Origin of the sequence: Planktothrix paucivesiculata PCC 9631 (genome assembly GCF_900009265.2) — a bacterium.
Taxonomy (GTDB): domain Bacteria; phylum Cyanobacteriota; class Cyanobacteriia; order Cyanobacteriales; family Microcoleaceae; genus Planktothrix; species Planktothrix paucivesiculata.
The window spans coordinates 259915-278377 of the sequence record NZ_LR735026.1; the positions used below are offsets into that span (position 1 = coordinate 259915).

Annotated in this window: 16 protein-coding genes and 1 tRNA gene; 11 read left to right on the top strand and 6 right to left on the bottom strand. The window is 37.2% G+C overall.

What is annotated here, in order from left to right; all coding sequences use genetic code 11:
* Positions 1-236: 236 nt before the first annotated feature.
* Positions 237-1328 carry an ISAs1 family transposase gene (locus PL9631_RS21765; RefSeq protein ID WP_083623584.1) on the bottom strand — a complete coding sequence of 364 codons (1092 nt, stop codon included), beginning with the start codon at positions 1326-1328 and terminating at the stop codon, positions 237-239.
* A gap of 284 nt (positions 1329-1612) precedes the next feature.
* Here PL9631_RS21765 and PL9631_RS21770 point away from each other — a divergent pair, with 284 nt between their 5' ends.
* The 3 genes from PL9631_RS21770 to PL9631_RS21780 all read left to right on the top strand — a co-directional run bounded on the left by PL9631_RS21770 (position 1613) and on the right by PL9631_RS21780 (position 4822).
* On the top strand, positions 1613-2497 hold the full coding sequence (locus PL9631_RS21770) for a S1 RNA-binding domain-containing protein (protein WP_083623586.1): 885 nt from the start codon (positions 1613-1615) through the stop codon (positions 2495-2497).
* A gap of 141 nt (positions 2498-2638) precedes the next feature.
* Positions 2639-3592, top strand: a complete 954-nt coding sequence (locus PL9631_RS21775) for a BadF/BadG/BcrA/BcrD ATPase family protein (RefSeq protein WP_083623589.1) — start codon at positions 2639-2641, stop codon at positions 3590-3592.
* A 75-nt stretch (positions 3593-3667) separates the two neighbouring features.
* On the top strand, positions 3668-4822 hold the full coding sequence (locus tag PL9631_RS21780) for an AAA family ATPase (RefSeq protein ID WP_083623591.1): 1155 nt from the start codon (positions 3668-3670) through the stop codon (positions 4820-4822).
* 428 nt (positions 4823-5250) lie between these two features.
* Here PL9631_RS21780 and PL9631_RS21785 read toward each other — a convergent pair whose 3' ends face one another.
* From PL9631_RS21785 to PL9631_RS21800, 4 genes are all read right to left on the bottom strand, one after another.
* On the bottom strand, positions 5251-5709 hold the full coding sequence (locus tag PL9631_RS21785; protein WP_083624304.1) for a DUF29 domain-containing protein: 459 nt from the start codon (positions 5707-5709) through the stop codon (positions 5251-5253).
* Between the two features lie 94 nt (positions 5710-5803).
* Positions 5804-5880: transfer RNA gene (locus PL9631_RS21790), tRNA-Met, on the bottom strand.
* Positions 5881-6064: 184 nt separating this feature from the next.
* A complete protein-coding gene (gene psb34 / locus PL9631_RS21795) occupies positions 6065-6229 on the bottom strand; it encodes a photosystem II assembly protein Psb34 (RefSeq protein ID WP_156090653.1) in 165 nt (54 codons plus the stop codon).
* Between the two features lie 406 nt (positions 6230-6635).
* A complete protein-coding gene (locus PL9631_RS21800; RefSeq protein ID WP_083616174.1) occupies positions 6636-7727 on the bottom strand; it encodes an ISAs1 family transposase in 1092 nt (363 codons plus the stop codon).
* A 357-nt stretch (positions 7728-8084) separates the two neighbouring features.
* Here PL9631_RS21800 and PL9631_RS21805 point away from each other — a divergent pair, with 357 nt between their 5' ends.
* On the top strand, positions 8085-9536 hold the full coding sequence (locus PL9631_RS21805) for a type I restriction-modification system subunit M (RefSeq protein WP_083623593.1): 1452 nt from the start codon (positions 8085-8087) through the stop codon (positions 9534-9536).
* A gap of 69 nt (positions 9537-9605) precedes the next feature.
* On the opposite strand, the gene PL9631_RS21810 is transcribed toward PL9631_RS21805, so the two are convergent.
* The gene (locus PL9631_RS21810; protein WP_083620425.1) at positions 9606-10793 is read right to left on the bottom strand and encodes an ISL3 family transposase; all 1188 of its coding nucleotides are present in this window, start codon (positions 10791-10793) and stop codon (positions 9606-9608) included.
* A 505-nt stretch (positions 10794-11298) separates the two neighbouring features.
* Between PL9631_RS21810 and PL9631_RS21820 the strand changes: the two genes are divergently transcribed.
* The 7 genes from PL9631_RS21820 to cas7i all read left to right on the top strand — a co-directional run bounded on the left by PL9631_RS21820 (position 11299) and on the right by cas7i (position 18388).
* The gene (locus tag PL9631_RS21820; protein ID WP_083623594.1) at positions 11299-11583 is read left to right on the top strand and encodes a hypothetical protein; all 285 of its coding nucleotides are present in this window, start codon (positions 11299-11301) and stop codon (positions 11581-11583) included.
* On the top strand, positions 11570-11887 hold the full coding sequence (locus PL9631_RS21825) for a nucleotidyltransferase domain-containing protein (protein WP_083623596.1): 318 nt from the start codon (positions 11570-11572) through the stop codon (positions 11885-11887). The genes PL9631_RS21820 and PL9631_RS21825 overlap by 14 nt, the downstream gene beginning before the upstream one ends.
* On the top strand, positions 11884-12291 hold the full coding sequence (locus PL9631_RS21830; protein WP_083623599.1) for a HEPN domain-containing protein: 408 nt from the start codon (positions 11884-11886) through the stop codon (positions 12289-12291). Before PL9631_RS21825 ends, PL9631_RS21830 begins: the two co-directional genes overlap by 4 nt.
* Before the next feature lie 522 nt (positions 12292-12813).
* Positions 12814-13491 (top strand): type I-MYXAN CRISPR-associated protein Cas6/Cmx6, encoded by a 678-nt coding sequence (gene cas6 / locus PL9631_RS21835; protein WP_083623601.1) that lies wholly within the window; start codon positions 12814-12816, stop codon positions 13489-13491.
* Positions 13469-15757, top strand: coding sequence for a CRISPR-associated helicase Cas3' (cas3, locus tag PL9631_RS21840; RefSeq protein ID WP_083623603.1), 2289 nt, complete (start codon positions 13469-13471; stop codon positions 15755-15757). The genes cas6 and cas3 overlap by 23 nt, the downstream gene beginning before the upstream one ends.
* Complete coding sequence (gene cmx8, locus PL9631_RS21845) at positions 15754-17391, top strand: type I-MYXAN CRISPR-associated protein Cmx8 (RefSeq protein ID WP_083623605.1); 1638 nt, start codon at positions 15754-15756, stop codon at positions 17389-17391. Before cas3 ends, cmx8 begins: the two co-directional genes overlap by 4 nt.
* An 85-nt stretch (positions 17392-17476) precedes the next feature.
* On the top strand, positions 17477-18388 hold the full coding sequence (cas7i, locus tag PL9631_RS21850; protein WP_083623608.1) for a type I-B CRISPR-associated protein Cas7/Cst2/DevR: 912 nt from the start codon (positions 17477-17479) through the stop codon (positions 18386-18388).
* Positions 18389-18463 lie beyond the last annotated feature (75 nt).

Below are 18463 nucleotides of genomic sequence, written 5' to 3' on the forward strand. Positions count from 1 at the left end.
CAGGGCTGTTTCATGTTTGAAAATTATAGCCTACTTTTGGGCCATAATTCTCAAACATGATAGCTATTTTCCGAATAATTAATATTTCATATAATTGCTATATTAATATTAATTATAGGAGATATCATCTAAGCAACATAAATATTCTTATTCCCTACGGAGTAAGACTTACATTCCCAACTTTTGTCTATTTTTCCTAAATTAATTGCTCTATTTTTTCGTTTTTAACTTTCGGATTAAGAGATGGCCACTAATTTCTCCCAATGATTTCCTAACCACCTTCTTCCCTCTGTTATTGACCAAAATCCTAAACCTCTGAAAATATTCAATCCTAGGGTGTTGAGCAGTGCCCAATTAGTCGCCGCTTGTACTTGATGAATTTTCATACTATCCTCTTTAAATAACACATCTTTTACCCAATGAACTTGATTCTCAATCCCCCAATGCCCTTTAATCTTTTGGGCAAAAAAATCTGCCTTTTCCCAGATACTACTTATATAATAAACCGTTTCTTTATAAGGCTTTTTTCCTCTATATCCCCACCGTTCTACCTGAATTATACTTTCAATATGTTCCCAAGGGCTTTCAAATTTTATTGATTTTTTAAACACTGATACCCGACGAGTTGTTTCTCGTCCATGACCCCGCTCTTTTTGAGTATCTATACTTTCAGCTTTCATCGTTTTTGTGATTTTTTCAATTTGATTATACAGTTTGATTTGATTCTTCTTAACCGCGATTAAATAATCGTTTTCACTCTGCATAATTTTTCGGGCTGTGGTGACATTACAATGTAACGCATCCGCAGTTATTAACTTTCCTTTTAGACCACATTCTCCTATTATACATTGGGCTACAGCTTGTTCTGACCCGGTTTTACTCTCGAACTTTTCCGTCGCTAATACTAATCCGGTTTCTTGACTAAATAGAGATACCATTATTACCATGTTTTGCTGCTGATTTCCTGGGTCTTTTACCGTACTTCTTAAACTTTTTCCATCTATTGCTAATCCCTCTATTCCCTTTAATTTAGGAGAATTCTCTCTTGACCATTCTTTTACTATTTTGCTTAAATCCTTCTCGTCTACTCCTCTCATCACTCTCCTTCTTGTTGAATAAGATGGCATTCCTTGGCTATAGATATTGAATGTTCTTTTCAGGATAACTTCGTTGGCTTTGACAAAATATTCCATCTCTCGATATCCTTGATGCCCTGACATCACCCCTAAAACTACTACTAATAGCACTTCCCATAAACTATACCTTTTTCCCTGACTTTTTCGGAAATCCTTGACTTCTTTTAAATTTTCTATTAAACTTGTTAGCATCTTTATTTTAGAAAAAAATGGCGATCGCTCTCCATTTTATCAGGTGGCGATCGCTCTTTCTTTACTCTTTTTCACCTGACTTTGAAACAGCCCTGCCCTGCCCCCTGCCTCCCCTGCCTCCCCTGCTTCCCCTGCTTCCCCTGCTTCCCCTGCTCCCCTACCTCCCCTGCCCCGACCTCCTCCAACTGTGTTATGCTCAGAAGATTGGAGTGTTGTTGAAGACGAGAGCAGCGTTATAAGCAGGTTCCTAACACCTTTATTTTTGTTTTTCTTTACTTTTTGCTATGGCTACTAAAAACCCGTCCTTTTCTCTTGATGATTTTGCCAAAGCCCTAGATCAACAGAATTATGATTTACATAAAGGGCAAATCGTTAAGGGTCAGGTAGAATCCTATACCAGTGATGGTGCTTACATTGATATTAAAGGAGCTAAATCTCCTGGTTTTATTCCTAAAAAAGAGATTTCAGTTGTAGAAGTTGAGGATATTTCTGAAATTCTTCCCTTAAAAGAGGAGCGAGATTTTTTAATTATTAGAGAACAAAATGCCGATGGTCAAATATTACTTTCCATCCGACAATTGGAAATGAAACAAATTTGGGATCAACTCCTAGATGCTCAAAATGGGGGTCAATCTTTACAAGCTAGAGTGACCGGAGTAAATCGAGGCGGTGTCACCGTTGAAGTTCATTCTTTACGAGGATTTATTCCCCGATCGCATCTTTTAGAAAAAGACGACCTAGACTCCTTAGTTGATCAATCTTTAAGTGTCAGTATTTTAGAATTAGATCCCGAACGAAATAAAATTGTTTTATCCCAAAGATTAGCCTCTCAATCCATCGGTTTTAGTCAATTAGAAGTCGGTCAACTGGTGGAAGGGAAAGTCATGGGTGTTAAACCCTTCGGCGTGTTTGTGGATATTGAAGGAGTAACCGGATTAATTCACATTAAAGAAGTCAGTCAGAAATATGTTGAGTCTTTACCCACCCTTTTCCCCGTTGGTCAAATTATTAAGGCGATGGTAATTAGTTTAGATGAAGGTCGCCATCGGATTTCCCTCTCTACCCGAATATTAGAAAATTATCCGGGTGAAGTAGTCGAGAAGTTATCAGAAGTGATGGAATCTGCTGAAGCTCGTTCAGAAAGAGCCAGAAAGCTAATTATTCTGTAACTTTAAATTTCCCCCTATTATTATTATTTTAGGGGGATTATTTTTGACAAAGACTAATCCAGCACACCTATATGGTAAAGTCTTTTCCGGTGTTCCGGTGTTCCGGTGTTCCCTACTATAATTTTAATTGTCAAACTTCTCATGATTCATGTTTTAGGGATTGATGGCGGCGGTTCTAAAACGGTTTGTGTGTTAATGAGTGCCGATGGTAAAATATTAGGATGGGGAAAAGCCGGGCCATCCAATTATCAAACAGTCGGAATTGATACAGCTAAAATCAATATTATTTCAGCCATTAAACAAGCAGTTGATCAGAGTTTTTTAGCCTTAGAAGGCTTAGTTCCCATTCAAGGAATTAGTTTAGGATTAGCGGGGGTAGGGCGTGCTGAAGATATTGATTTAATCCGCAATTTGATCCAAGAAATTCAAACTGATCCCGAATTATCTATTGACTGGAAATTAACCCCCAAAAATATTATTATTCATGGTGATAGTTTAATTGCTTTAGTCGGAGGTTTAGGTCACTCCGTCGGTATAGTTGTAATTGCCGGAACAGGTTCCCATATATTCGGAAAAAATAGTCAAGGAATCACAAAAAGAGTCGGTGGTTGGGGTTACATTTTAGGGGATGAAGGCAGTGGTTATGATATTGCAATTCAAGGGTTAAAAGCCGCCTTACGTTCCCATGATGGTCGCCTAGAATATACGAATTTAATTCCCCAATTTAAAGACAGTTTAAAGTTAAATTCCATTGAAGAATTAATTCCTATTATTTACCGTCAAGGATGGGATGTGAAAAAAATCGCCAGTTTAGCACCCCTTGTGGATCAAGTAGCCGCGGAGGGTGATTCGGTGGCTCAAAATATTATTAAAAATGCCGTTAATGAATTAGTATTAGCTACAGAAGTCGCCATCAATGCTTTATTTGAACCGACAGAATCCTTTGAAATTGTAGTGACTGGAGGAGTGTGGCAAGGATTAGCTAATTTTCGCCATCAATTTGAAGTTGAAGTTAATGCGATCGCTCCTTCAGCTAATATTATTTCTCCTCGTCATGAACCTGCCTATGGTGCGGGATTGTTGGCATTAGAATAGGCTAAAATCCAAAGATTCCTGATATCTGATATGATGAGCGCATAGTTTTTTGTTGTCATGAGGTAGTATTTACCGATGTCATGGAGTTCTCCAGTTTTTAGTGTTTGTCCATTGGGTAATTCTTGGTTATGGGCTGCATGGAGTAGTCCCCAAGATGCTTATGATTTTCTAAAAAAGCCTGACAAAGATTTAGCGATGGACTGTCTATTTCATGCAGAAGCATCTTCCAAGGAAGCTGCAATAAAAACGGCTAAAAATCTTTTAGGTGCTGACCTGAAAGAATTAGATAGTCAGTTTGCAGCAGCAGTTTGTCAGGAACTTGCTCAGAAATCTAAGATTGATTCTAATAAGATTGATTCTAATAATATTGATTCTAACGAACCTGAAATTGTTATTGATGATCTCAATGAATGTTTAAATAAACTTCAGGCACTAACTGGCTTGAGTGCAGTAAAATCCACTGTTCAGGAATTGGTCAATATTGCAAAAGTAGCCCAAATGAAGGCTAAAACGGGTATTAAAGCACCTGCAATTACCCGACATCTTGTATTCACAGGCAACCCCGGAACAGGTAAAACTACTGTAGCGAGAATTTTAGGAGAGATTTATAAAAATCTGGGTGTTTTATCAGAAGGGCATTTTATTGAAGTAGACCGCAGTGATTTAGTAGGAGAATATTTAGGACACACAGCACCCAAAACTACAAAAGTAGTTGAATCTGCGTTAGGGGGTATATTGTTTATTGATGAAGCTTATTCTCTAGTCCCAGAGGGTCGTCAAGATATTTTTGCTCAAGAAGCCATCAATACTCTCTTAAAAATGATGGAAGATCATCGAGACGATTTAGTAGTCATTGTTGCAGGATATAAAGGTGAGATGTCTCGATTTATTAACTCTAATCCTGGGCTAAAATCAAGATTTTCCAGATCAATTCATTTTGCAGATTATTCTCCTTCTGAGTTGACAGAAATTTTCAAACTCAACTGCGAACAGCATGATTATCTAATTTCAGATCAAACCCTAGAAGCATTCAATCATCTCATCAATCAGTTTGAGCATCAAATTGGAGAACTGGGAAATGGTCGATTTGTCAGAAATGTCTTTGATCGCTGTATTGCTATTCAATGTAATCGTTTAGCGGTATTATCTAAACCCTCAACGGAAGACTTAAAAACTTTTTTGCCCGATGATATTCCGACTAATGAGCAAATCGTTGAATCTCTCCTTTAAGGTTATTTGTTAACAGGAGCCTAACTCGGTAAAACTTAGTATCATAGGACTTACGCAAGCACGCTATATATAGCTTGTCAGAAGTATGCGATCGCATACCAATGATCATAGCAATCGCCCTAAAAAGTCCTAATTATTTATTTCCCCCCAATGTTGGGGGCTAGGGGGCTAGATGGCTTGTTCAAATGTATACTGTTTAGAATGATCAGGTTATAAAGGATTGAGCAGCAGTTTTAGAGACTATTTCTCAAGCAGCAATATTTGCCCCCTAAATCCCCCAAAATTGGGGGACTTTAAGAGGTTGTCCTGTTAAAACGATCTCGTTTGAGTTACGAGCGCGAGCGCTAACTCATTAGTACGCTACATATAGCGTAATTGCGTAAGTCCTGTATCATAGAAGCGATCGCATAAAATAAAACAAACTTCCGCTAATCATCTTGATCATCATCAGATAAAATATACTCATCCTCAAAAACCTCTGACCAAGAAAGGGAAGTCAAGTGACATTTAACTTTCTTCATTTCGATTTCAGCATCTTTCACCGCAGCTTGAAAACATTTATCCCAAATTGATTCAATAAAATCCCGATTCAAACTTGGAACTTCTTCCTGAATATCCTCTATTTCTCGACGAGCGGAACGAATACTCAAAGCCCAGCTATCAGTCCGTTTTTGAGGTTGACATTTCCATTTAATAACATGAAGCATTAAACGAATTAGCTGACTTTTTACGGCTCGTCGATCATTTCTTCCCATCGCTTCAATTAGAGATTCTAAGCCCTCGGTTGCTTCCATAGATTTTCCTTCCTTGAGAAGTGTATGGACTGTTACAGCCGTTTGATAATGAGAACATACTGCTAACCAGTCCCAATCTTGTTTAGTCAGCATTGTTAATTCCTTGATATTACTCTCGGCAGAATTGACTACTATAAAAACAAACCCCGCATCCATTTAAGTTTGCGAGGTCTATTTTTATCTAATTTGGTGGCGGGGAGGGGATTTGAACTCCTGACCTTCGGGTTATGAGCCCGACGAGCTACCAGACTGCTCTACCCCGCGTTGCTTTTCTTCCTTTTGTATTATAACCACAACCTTCTGGATTTGGCAACCCCTTTTGGAAAATATTTTTTTTGGGGGTAGGCACTTCGACCCTTCGGCAAGCTCAGGGCATCGCAGGCTCAGTGGCCGCAGGGAGGCAGGGGAGGCAGGGGAGGTATAAGGGGGAAGAAATAATAGCCCATTTTTAGGCGACAAAAGCAATCAAGAGTAGGGAAGTTACCAGGAGTGCAGCAGCAGCGGCTTGAAGTGCATAGCGACTTTGCTGTTCGGGTGAGGGGTACTCAGCAAAATAAAGTTTGGGTTCGGTAGCGTAGTTATTTAGGATGCCGTTTTCGTTGGTGGTTCTCATGGTGTTTTCCTGTACTTGGCTTATGTAAACAAATATAACGGAATGTTAAAGATTGTTACAGTGACTTGACTCAGGAACCTTGGTGATGTTCGTCACAGGGAATTTGACCATAATCTATTGATGGGGTAAAGATGAATTGATCAGGACTTACGCATCACCGCTATCAATAGCAGGGGGTTTTCATTTTCCCAAATGCGATCGCTATCTTCAAAAAAAATTATCAATTTTTCCGATCAAATTCTCTCTAATTTTCATCAGATAAGTGGGAAATATTAAGAATGAACAATTTTCATATTTATTAACAGCAAAAGATAGCCATTGTCTTGATTAATAAGACTTTATGACTATTTATTATTAAATATTTTGAATGTTTTTTTAGAAAAATAGTTTTAAAAACTTAATTAATTCAGGCGATCGCTAAAATCTTTTCCCAATTATTTCCCAACCATGACTGTCCCTCTTTTATTGAGCTAAAACCCAAACTTCTGTATATATTCAAAATTAATGTTACTAATAACGAGAATTTTCCGGCTACGTCTATGCCTTTTATTCTTGATTTATCTTCATTAAAATTCACATCTTTGACCCAATGTACTTGATTTTCAATTAACCAATGTGCTTTAATTTTTTCTGCAAATGTTTTCGCACTTAATTTCTGACTACTAATATAATATAAAGTCTCATTATATTCTTGATCACCCCGAAAACCCGTTCTTTCTACCTGAATAAAACTTTGAAGATGAGGATAATTTTTATGGTTGACATTTTGGCTATCAAATACTGATACTTTTCTGCTAATATTTCGCCCATGACTGACATCTTTTTCTTCATATACCGTTAAAGGTTTTTCGATTTCTGCTAAAATCTTGATCCGATTGTGCAATTTAATTTGATTCCCTTTTACCGTAATTAAATAATTATTTTTGCTCTCAATTATTGCCTGAGTTGTTTCCTTACTACAATGGAGAGCATCGAGGGTAAATACTTTATTTAATAACCCGCATTTTTCTATCATAGACAGAACTTTAGCGTTTTCAGAACTTTGTTTACTTTCAAAACTTTCCGATTTAATTACTAACTTTGTTTCTTGACTAAACCAAGATACCATAATTAACATATTTTGTTTCTGATTTTCATAGTTAGTCAGGGTGTTTTTTAAAGATTTTCCATCGATCGCAATCCAATCAACGCCTTCTTGTTGCCAATAATATTCCTGGACTATTGACTGAAAAACCAACTGAATTTCTATTGAATTTATTCCGAGCATTACTCGTCTTATGGTACTATAAGACGGCAATTTTTTAGTGTTAGTTTCTAATAATTTAATTAGCTTATTTTCTTCATTTTTTCTAAAATTATCTATTTGCTTATAAGTAACATTGCCAGTTAGCAGTGCTAAAACAATGATAGTCAACACTACCCATAATTCATGTCTTTTACCACGATTTTTCCGAAAATCCTTGACTAACTTCAGTTGTTCGATTATACTGTTTAACATAGTTTTTTAAAATCAAATAAAAGTGATCTTTCTTTGATTTTACCAAAAAAAGATCACTTTTATTTTCTTTTTTACCCCCGACAATGAAAACACCCTGCTATCAATAGTAGGGGTAATTCATGAATTACCCCTACATCTAGGGTTACATCCCCAAATTTGCGTAAGTCCTATTGATGCAAAAATCCAGGCAGTGTTTTTAATTCAAATTGGGCTGCAAGTACCAGAACCAGAGAAACCTCAGTTATAAGTTTAATGAAATCCGGTACAGGAATTGTCAATGAACCCTTAGACTGAAGTTTGACAAGCAACTCAATTGGAAGCTGAACGAATCTGCATGAGCAGCAAGTTAGGGCAATAATGGCGAAAACCAGTAATAGTAAAACCCAAGACAACGGAACCTTAGAGCAGAAGCTTTGGAAATCTGCCGACAAGCTGCGAAAAAATATGGATGCAGCCGAATATAAGCACGTTGTTTTAGGGTTGATTTTTCTTAAATATATTTCTGATTCCTTTGAAGAATTGCACCAACAATTAATTGATGGTGAGGAACAATACGCCGGAGCCGACCCCGAAGATAAGGACGAATATTTAGCGGAAAACGTCTTTTTTGTGCCTCTAAAAGCCCGTTGGTCATATCTACAAGCCCAAGCAAAACAGCCAGAAATCGGGAAATATGTTGATGAGGCGATGATTGCCATTGAACAGGAAAATCCTGGTTTAAGAGGGGTGTTGTCTAAGGTTTACGCTAAACAAAATTTAGATAAAACATCATTGGGCGGGTTGATTGATTTAATTGGTAGTTTTAAATTAGTTAGTGATAAGAAAACGTCATCCGAACAGTTAGAATTAGATTTGGAAGAGAATGTTAAAAAGCTACAACAAGCGGATGTTCTAGGGCGGGTTTATGAATATTTTTTAGGACAATTTGCCCTAGAAGAAGGCAAGAAAGGCGGACAGTTCTACACCCCTGAACCGATTGTTAAATTATTAGTAGAAATGTTGGAACCTTACAACGGACGGGTGTTTGACCCTTGCTGTGGTTCAGGTGGGATGTTTGTTCAAAGTGAAAAGTTTGTAGCCAATCATCAAGGGCGGTTAGATAATATTTCCATCTACGGTCAGGAAAGCAACGAAACTACTTATCGACTCTGTAAGATGAATTTAGCCATTAGGGGGATTGATTCATCTAATATTAGATGGAACAATGAGGGGTCTTTTCTCAATGATGCTCACCCAGATTTGAAAGCAGATTTTATTATCGCTAATCCCCCTTTTAATGATAGTGATTGGGGAGGAGAACTATTAAGAACGGATGGACGCTGGAAATATGGTGTTCCCCCAGTGGGTAACGCTAACTTTGCTTGGGTGCAACATTTTCTTTATCATCTCGCCCCATCGGGAAGCGCGGGGTTTGTGTTGTCGAATGGTTCCCTTTCTTCTAATACCAGTGGTGAGGGAGAGATTAGACAGAAGTTAGTCGAACAGGATTTAGTTGATTGTGTTGTCATGCTCCCAACACAGTTATTTTATAATACGGGAATCCCAGCTTGTTTATGGTTTTTGAGTCGTTATAAAAACGGTAATAAAAATCGCGATCGCAAAGGAGAAGTATTATTTATTGATGCTTCTGAATTGGGAGAAATGATTAACCGTAGAAATCGAACGTTAACGGATACTGATGTTAAGAATATTGCTACAACTTACCATGAATGGAAGCGGAAAAATGGCAATTATCAGGATATTAAGGGTTTCTGTAAATCAGCAACTTTAGAAGATATTGAAAAACACAAGTGGTTCTTCAGTATCTAGTATGCTAAAAATTTAGTTAAAATGCCAATTAAGTAAACATCTTGCTTGAAAGTTTTTAAAATTTCTGAATCAATAAGCCGAACGTTTAATCAGTTTCAGCTTGTTATTAATTCCCTCCACTACTCCACTGGTTGTTCTATGATCAAAGTACGCAATAATTTCATCTAGCCATCGAATAATTGTCTTTTGACTTTTCGGGAAATACTTTTTAGCTTCATCTAACCACATCCCCAATTGCCATAATCCCCCTAACCAATCATTTTTTTCCTCAAAAATTTGACGAATTTTTTCTTTGAATTCCTGCATACTTTTTAGGGTAGGAGAAACCTCTTTCACTTCCGCTAGTTTCCGGCTTTGTTGTTCATTCAAATCTTTTTCATTCTTCAAGAGAGCGTATTTACTCTTCTTCAATCCGGCTAAAACTTTTTCAGAATTGGCTTTTTCCGATTCGGACTTTGCTGTTTTTAGCAAATTTTCTTCCTTCCGCCTTTCTTGTTTTCTTTGCCAATCTAACTCCTGATTGATTTGTACCATCACATGAAATCTATCCGCTACAACTTGAGCATTTGGCATGATTTCTAAGACTAAACTTTTGTATCCTTTCCACAGATCTATGCTGACTTCTTCTATCTTTTCTAACACTTCTCTTCCCCACCCCATCAACACTTTTTTGATTTCTTCTTGTGTTCTTTTTTCGAGAATGGCAATTAATTCCGACTTCTCTAAATCTATTAAAACTGCACAATAATTTCCTTTTCCTTTAATCAATGCTATTTCATCAATTCCTAGCCTTTTTAAATGGGTGGGTTTAAAATTCGCCAATTCTGATGATGCGTCTTTTAACATCCTTTCTATTTCTTCTGTTGTGACTAACCCTTTTTTTGCCACACTGTTTATATCCTTTTCTAAAACTTCTTGTAGGATTCTATCAGCCAATCTTTTTGTATAAGTCCTTCTTTTTCCGACAAAATCTAAATCCTCACTAAATGGCTTTTTACATTTCTTACATTTGAACTGTCGTCTATTTATTTCCAAAAATACTGGAGATTCTCCCCAAGGTAAATCTTTAATTAGATATCGATGATTTTGATGTAATTTATGGCTTTTTTCCCCACAACGAGGACAGATACTTTCCTGATGGATTGTCTCTATCTCTAAAATTATTCCAATCCCTTTATGTTGATGGCGTGTTCCCACTTTTACTCCTTCTAGCCCCAGAAGTTCTGTGAGCATTTTAATTTCCCTGTTTGAAGCCATTGTTACCCCTTTACCCTGAATTTACTCTTTTTCTGATTTTAGTTAACACCACATATCGCTTAACTGTCAACCGGAAAAAGATTTTCAGCCATCGCCAGATATATTTTTTGTCTTTATTGATTTTATTAACTATGATTTTAGCATACTAGATACTGAAGAACCACACAAGTTTGTGTTAACTCCAGGGCGTTATGTAGGGATTCCTGATGAGGTGGAGGATGAGGTGAGCTTTGAGGATAGGATGAGTTATCTTACAATGGCTTTAGGTGAGCAAATGCGCGAGGGTCAGCTTTTAGATGAGGAGATTAAAAAGCAGTTAGCTAAGGTCGGGTTTGAGCTATGACTTTGATGAGGGCTATACCCGTATTTGCATCCAGCGAATATAATTCGTGGCTACACAGACAAAACCCGCCTACGCGGGTTAAAGACTATTAGTCCACGAAGGTGGACTTGGTTTGTGTAGCCACGATTTCTAATCGCTGGAATCACGATTTCTTGTGAGCAGATGTTAAAAAAACAAGGAGGTTTTATGACATTACAGGAAGTGCTAAAATCCGTTGATAATTTATCGATCGCGGATCAGGTTTTGTTATTGCAGCAGCTTAAGAAACGGTTTGCTCAGATTGAAGACTCTGATTCAGAAGTCATTAATCAAGCGCAGAAAGAAAAATGGGTTAAAAGTTTAAGAGGGATGGCTGCTAATTCTAGGTTGAATAGTGAGGATTTTGCCCAACAAAAGCAAGCAGAAATTTTTTTAGAGAAAGGAGGTTTTGGTGATGTTAGAAGTTGATCGCCAAGTTTCTTTAGCTTTTTATCAGCGCTTACAAAAGGTTGTTACGGTTTTGGAGATGAAAGTTTTTGGTTCCAGGGCGCGGGGTGATGCAACGAATGAGTCAGATTTAGATGTGTTTATTAAGGTTGATACGATGGATCGTTCTCTCAGGAAAAAAATTATCGATTTGGCTTGGGAGGTTGGGTTTGAATACGATCGCGTGATTTCAACTTTTATTGTGACGGAGCAACAGCTAAAAACTGGGGCTGTGGGTGCTAGTCCTTTGATGGCTAAAATTGCTCAAGAAGGTGTTAAAATATGATGTCTGAGCAATTACGGTTATTAGTTGAGTATCGTTTTTCGGAAGCAAAGCAAACTTTGGAAGAGGCTAGAATTTTAGTCAATAATTGCGCTTATCGGGGTAGTATTAATCGATCTTACTATGCGATGTTTTATGCGACAATGGGTTTGTTAAGTCTTAAAAATCTAGGCAGTTCTAAGCATAGTGGGGTTATTAGTTTTTTTGATCGGGAGTTTGTCAAAACAGGTGAGTTGTCTAAGGATTTATCGCGTAGTTTGCATCGTGCTTTTGAGGAACGCCAAATGAGTGATTATGGGGAAATGTTAGAACCTGATGAGTTGACCGCGAGGGAGTTGATAGATATGGCTGATGTTTTTATTTCTGCGATTGAGGAGTATATAAAAGTCAAGTTTTATTCTGAATAGATATAAACAATCGCTCTGATGATAAGGGTATAGCTTTAATCGCTACTAACTGTATTAGCAACGATCATGGAGAGAAATAAATAATTAAATTAACCGAAAGTGATCAACGCCTAACGGCATCAAAGGTAAAATCACGCAGTGTCAATTAACTTAAACGCATCGCACCAATCGTGATCAACGCCTAACGGCATCAAAGGTAAAATCACGGCGGGGGCTGTGTTGCCTTTATAGTATAGCCTCTGGAAAGACAATGCAAGCACCTCCACAAAAAACATAATCAACCTTTATACTTAACTGTTAGTGGGTTAGTTAAATGATATTAAGCGATGGGTTTTAGGGTATGGAAAAGGTGCTATAGTTAAGGAACTACCGGAATTAGTAGGTTTAGTTCAAACGGAAATAGAGGGGATGTTTAGTCATTATCTTGGACAGTGGGATTAACAATGATCACGATAGTTTGTATGATTGAGCTTCAACCTCAGATATTGTCTAAAGTCGATCCGTAAAATATATAAAATAGCCATGAGTAATATAGTCAATCTATCATTTCCGGTAACAGGAAAAATGTTACCAGCAGACCAGAATTATCGGTTATATGCTGCTCTTTGTAAACAATGTCCTCAACTCCATGACCTTCCGGGTTTTGCTATTAATACAATTTCGGGACTTCCTAGTCAATTGGGTAGAATTCAATTAACATCAAAATCTCGATTATTATTAAGATTACCCGTAGAAGCGATCGCTCTAGTATATCCTTTGACAGATCAAAATTTAGAAATTGGAGGTCATTTAATTCATTTAGGAAACCCTGAATTACAAACGATAAAACCCTGTGATAGCCTTAAAGCCAGGTTAGTCACAATTAAAGGATATCACGAACCGGAATCATTTTTAGCTGCCGCACAACGACAGTTAGAAGCATTAGAAATTAACGCTGATATTGGCATTCCAGCGAATGCTCAAGGAGAACCTAAACGGTTAACCCTAAAAATCAATAAAGAGAATCAAAAAGACGCTAGGACTTATACAATTGTTGGTTTTAGCGTTATAGTTTCTGATTTGGAGCTAGAGGATTCTATTAAATTACAAATTCAGGGTTTAGGAGGAAAAAGACGTTTAGGATGTGGTGTATTTTATCCCAATATTTCTGTCTATAAACATTTGGGAGGGATGCGTTATGCAGAAACCGCTATTAGCTAAAGGTCTTAAATATGGAGAACTCACCCTAGAACAGCATTTAAGAGATACTGAAGTAGCAGCAAGGGCAATTTTTAAAGGTCGGATTCTGCATAATTGGTGTCGCTTTTTTAAAGTTAAAGATAGCTCTCAATTCTTAACTCATCTGCAAATTTCTGCCCTATTTCATGATATGGGAAAAGCGAATGCAGAATTTGACGCTGCGGTCAGATCCCGTCAATTTATACAACAAGCATTACGTCATGAATGGTTAAGTGCTTTGATTTTGCATATACCCAGTGTCCGTCAATGGTTAACACCCTCTGGATTGGATTTAGAAATCATTACGGCGGCGGTGCTTTCCCATCATTTAAAAGCTCATCCCGAAGACTGGGGAAAACCTCGCAGGTTGATGAAACGAGGTGATGCTATTGAGTTGTTTTTGGATCACCCGCAAGTGATTAATACGTTAGAAAAAATTGCCAAACTTGCTAAAATTCAAGGATTACCAAAATTACCCCATCAATGGATAGCAGAAGATCGGTTTTGGCAAGATATTTATGAGAATGTCAGTGATACAGCATTTGATTTTGAAGGTGAAATTGCAGATAATTTAGAAAGGCGATCGCTACTTTTAGCAGTCAAAGCTGGATTAATTGCTTCAGACTCCGTTGCTTCGGGAATTTTTAGGGTTAAAAGTTCCCAAGAAATTGAACAATGGGTTGAAGAAATATTACACCAATCTGCTGTAATTACTGCGGAAGAAATTGAAACAAAAATCTTGCAACCTCGCTATACTCAAATTAGCCAGAAATCAGGGAAATCTTTTCAACTTAAATCCTTTCAAGAAGACGCATTAACTTTAGGCGATCGCGTACTTTTATTAAGTGGTTGTGGGACAGGAAAAACCCTCTTTGCTTATAAATGGCAACAAGCAATTGTTGACCGTTATTCAGTCAGTCATCTCATCTTCTTATATCCCACTCGTGGCACTGCTACCGAAGGATTTAAAGATTATGTTTCCTGGGCACCAGAGTCCGATGCCAGCTTATTAACTGGTACAGCAAAGTATGAATTACAAGCAATGAGAGACAACCCCCAAGAATCAGATAAAGACTTCACCACCGATGAACGATTATTTGCCCTAGGATTTTGGGGAAAACGCTTTTTTTCTGCTACGGTTGATCAATTTCTATCTTTTATAACCCACAGTTATAGTGGAATCTGTTTACTCCCTGTTTTAACAAATTCTGTAGTTGTTATTGATGAAATTCACAGTTTTAGTCGAGGAATGTTTGATCACCTTATTAGTTTACTAGAAAACTTTGATATTCCAGTTTTGTGTATGACTGCAACTTTACCCAAAACTCGAAAACAAGAACTAGAAAAACAGGGATTAAAAGTTTATTCCTCTGTTGCCGATCAAGAATTAGAAACAGAAGAAAAGCGTCCCCGATATTTGATTCATGCTAACTTAAACGAAACCCATGAAAATAGTTTGGCAACTGCTTATCAGCAAGTTCAAAAAAGTTATGCTGAAGGACATTGTATTTTATGGGTTGTGAATACCGTAGATCGCTGTCGTCAAATTGGAGCTAAATTAGAAAAAGATTTTGGTTTAGAAACCTTAATTTATCATAGTCGTTTCAAACTTTTAGATCGAAAAAATCGCCATGAAGAAACAATAAAATCTTTTGCATTTCAAAGGGAAAAACGAAAACCCATAATAGCGATAACAACCCAGGTTTGTGAAATGTCTTTAGACCTAGATGCAGATATTTTAATTACCGAATTAGCGCCCATTTCTTCCTTAGTTCAACGCTTTGGACGTTCCAACCGATCTTCTGAAAGATTAAAGGATTTTCGCTCTCAAATTTTTGTTTATGAACCGCCCAATATCAAACCCTATCAAAAGCAAGAATTAGAAGCAGCTAGAAAATTTATGGGTGAAGTTTGTGGAGAAGTCAGTCCTTGGAATTTAGCCGAAAAATTACTGCAATATTCTCCGTCTGAGCGTTTAGCAGATGGTGGTAGCAGTTTTGTTAATAGTGGTTATTATGCTGAATCAAAAAGTTTTCGAGGAGATGAGGAGGATTATTCTGTTAGTGCCATACTCAATAGTGATTTACAAGAAGTTAAGACTATTATAGATAATAAAGGTTCTTTGGAACCCTATATTTTACCCATTCCCAAGAAGTATAAATTGGATGAAAAACCAGCTTGGATGCCTCGTTATTTAGCTTTAGCAGATAGCCATTTTTACTGTCCTAAAAGGGGGTTTGGAGCATGAACGAAATCGAACTACATTATCAACTTTCCGAACTTCCCTCTCCTCAACATCGTGCAGGGTTAGCGGGGTTAATCTTGATGGTAAAAGAACTGCATCGCTATCCAGACTTTTCCGAACGGGAGGGAGTCTTAATCGAACTAAAACATGAATCCTACCAAGCAACCTTACAGATTAATTTAGAAGGGTTAAAGGCATTATTTGACTTCACCTATCAATCATTTGAAAATCGACGATGGACAGAAACAAAACCCAAAGAGTACCAAGAAATTAGAGAAATAGAAATTACCGACAAAAAAACCGGGAAAACAAAACAGATTAAACAATATGCTTATGATGTTGTTGTTCCTCAAGGAGCTTTTTTATCCGATTTTGATCAATCTAGTGATGATCCTGAACAAAAAATTTGGCTGAAGTTATGGCGGGATATGTTATGGAATATTATTAGAGGAGTTCCCACCACTCGCAACCCGTTTAAGCTGCGAGTCAATGGTCAATCTTACTCTAAAGATACAGAACAAATTTGGAAAGAATTGCAAAATCCTCAAAAATTGACTGGACAAACCGGGCAATACTTTTTAGGCGCAATGGCATCTAATCCTGAAAATATACCCATTAAAGATCAGGTTAAATATCAATTTTTACTGCATTTTTGGCCGTTTGTAGCTCAAGTTTATTGTCCAACTATTTTAGATAAAGATGGAAAACGAGACATTGCAGGTTATGTATTAGCTATTCCTGATATTGCCAATTTAAAAAACTTCTGCCGAGTATTTTTTAAGGTTTTAGAAGCTAGAAATTCAAAATTATGGCGGTATTTACCCCTGGAAGCAGTTATAGATTTACCCCAAGAAGGAGCTTTAGATTTATTGCGGTTATTACGCGATCACATCTCTCACGAAATCGGAGATCAACAAATCAGAAGAACAATTTTAGGGGTTGAAATCATCCACGCTGAAAAAGTCGGAAAAAGTGGCGTTAAAATTCGTTCTATCAGTTATGTTGAACCCATTTTAACACAAATTGATCGTTATCAAGATATCATTAAAAATTATTGGTGTCCTTGGTTTCGGAAGCAACGTTTACTGAATCTAATTAATTCTTTACCCGAATCAGATGCACCCGATGCACCCTTAGCAGAGTTGCCCCCTTGGATAGAATTTGATGCACTTTTGAGTCGCATTCCCCGAAAATGGTTAGAAGATCCCTATTTTAGCCATGATGCTCGTCAATTATTTGAACAGGAGGTTAATGTTAAAATGAAAAAAGAAATTCGAGATTACGCCCAAATTGTTTATCAAGTTTGCCAAAGTTATGTTTTAGGTAAACTGAGTTCTAAAGATGGCCTGGAATGGGATAAATGTAAAGGAAATCCCAAATTAGAAGACGAATATAATAAGAAAAAACACAAAATTGCTAATGAAGCATTTTTAGCCACACGCTCTCGGACTGAATCTCAAGCATTTATTGATTATTTTGTTTCTACTCTCTATCCATTTGTTCGGAAAGAAGAATTCACGGATTTTGCTGAAGCACTATTTCATAAAACCGATGAAATTCGCTCTTTAACTCTGTTAGCACTTTCGAGTCAATATCCCTTAAAACGTTCTGAAAACGATCAGAAACCGGGTGTCTAGCACGAAACATGGTTTCCTGATGCAACTTTCCCTCAGATGCCATTAGGCGAAATTGGTCACTATTTAATTATTCAAGGTTTCTATCATGACAAAACTCAATCTTTTTGCCACGGTCTTAACATATCCCGCTCCTGCTAGTAACTATCGCGGCGAATCAGAAGAAAATCGCACCGTCTTACAAAAAATTGTTAAAAACGGTCAGAAATATGCGATTGTTAGTCCTGAATCCATGCGTAATGCCTTACGCGAAACATTGATTTTAATGGATTTACCCCATAACCGAACTCGTTTACATAATGAAGATCAATTAGCAGTAGAATTTAAAGAATTTCCCAATTCTGATAAATATGCCGATGATTTTTTGTTTGGATTTATGGTGGCAAAACCCCCAGAAGACAAGAAAAAATCTACCCTCAAACGCGATAGTATTTTTCGCTGTAATATGGCAGTCGCTTTAAATCCTTATAAATATGATGCCGTATTTCATCAATCGCCCCTGAATGCCAAAACTAAAAACAATGAAAAAACCTACTGGAATAATGCCAAGACATCAGCATTATTGCATCGAGAAGTTACCCATACTGCCTTTCAATATCCCTTTGCTTTATCTCAACAAGATTGTTTAGAAAAACCAGAGTGGGCAAAAGCATTATTAAAAGCGATCGCCCAACTCAATAAAGTGGCTGGCGGTCATGCTAGGGCTTATTATGAATTTGCACCTCGCTCTGTTGTAGCACGATTAACACCTAAATTAGTCGCAGGTTATAATACTTACGGATTCGAGGAAACAGGTGAATTTCCTGAATTAATCCAACGCCTTTTAAACGCCGATCAAGAAATGGGTTATCTTCTCGGTCAGGAATTTTGGTTTGGGGGGGAAATTGTGCGAAATTTTGATCATGAAACAAAAACTCGTTTAGATGAAATGGGGGTACATCTTTATGCTAATCCTGAACAGCTTTTTGATAATTTATCCCTGCAATTTTTAGGCATTTAAAACAACAATAATATCGCCATTAAGCTAAGACATCAAAATAGATTTCCTTGGTGTCTTAGTGTCTTCGTGGTGATT

Excerpts from the sequence above, each read along its gene's own strand:
- PL9631_RS21830 (WP_083623599.1), top strand. The coding sequence starts at position 11,884 with ATGATGTCTGAGCAATTACGGTTATTAGTTGAGTATCGTTTTTCGGAA.
- PL9631_RS21765 (WP_083623584.1), bottom strand. The coding sequence starts at position 1,328 with ATGCTAACAAGTTTAATAGAAAATTTAAAAGAAGTCAAGGATTTCCGA.
- PL9631_RS21810 (WP_083620425.1), bottom strand. The coding sequence starts at position 10,793 with ATGGCTTCAAACAGGGAAATTAAAATGCTCACAGAACTTCTGGGGCTA.
- cas3 (WP_083623603.1), top strand. The coding sequence starts at position 13,469 with ATGCAGAAACCGCTATTAGCTAAAGGTCTTAAATATGGAGAACTCACC.
- cas7i (WP_083623608.1), top strand. The coding sequence starts at position 17,477 with ATGACAAAACTCAATCTTTTTGCCACGGTCTTAACATATCCCGCTCCT.
- PL9631_RS21770 (WP_083623586.1), top strand. The coding sequence starts at position 1,613 with ATGGCTACTAAAAACCCGTCCTTTTCTCTTGATGATTTTGCCAAAGCC.
- PL9631_RS21800 (WP_083616174.1), bottom strand. The coding sequence starts at position 7,727 with ATGTTAAACAGTATAATCGAACAACTGAAGTTAGTCAAGGATTTTCGG.
- PL9631_RS21780 (WP_083623591.1), top strand. The coding sequence starts at position 3,668 with ATGTCATGGAGTTCTCCAGTTTTTAGTGTTTGTCCATTGGGTAATTCT.
- PL9631_RS21775 (WP_083623589.1), top strand. The coding sequence starts at position 2,639 with ATGATTCATGTTTTAGGGATTGATGGCGGCGGTTCTAAAACGGTTTGT.
- cas6 (WP_083623601.1), top strand. The coding sequence starts at position 12,814 with ATGAGTAATATAGTCAATCTATCATTTCCGGTAACAGGAAAAATGTTA.
- psb34 (WP_156090653.1), bottom strand. The coding sequence starts at position 6,229 with ATGAGAACCACCAACGAAAACGGCATCCTAAATAACTACGCTACCGAA.
- PL9631_RS21805 (WP_083623593.1), top strand. The coding sequence starts at position 8,085 with ATGGCGAAAACCAGTAATAGTAAAACCCAAGACAACGGAACCTTAGAG.
- cmx8 (WP_083623605.1), top strand. The coding sequence starts at position 15,754 with ATGAACGAAATCGAACTACATTATCAACTTTCCGAACTTCCCTCTCCT.
- PL9631_RS21820 (WP_083623594.1), top strand. The coding sequence starts at position 11,299 with ATGTTAAAAAAACAAGGAGGTTTTATGACATTACAGGAAGTGCTAAAA.
- PL9631_RS21785 (WP_083624304.1), bottom strand. The coding sequence starts at position 5,709 with ATGCTGACTAAACAAGATTGGGACTGGTTAGCAGTATGTTCTCATTAT.
- PL9631_RS21825 (WP_083623596.1), top strand. The coding sequence starts at position 11,570 with ATGTTAGAAGTTGATCGCCAAGTTTCTTTAGCTTTTTATCAGCGCTTA.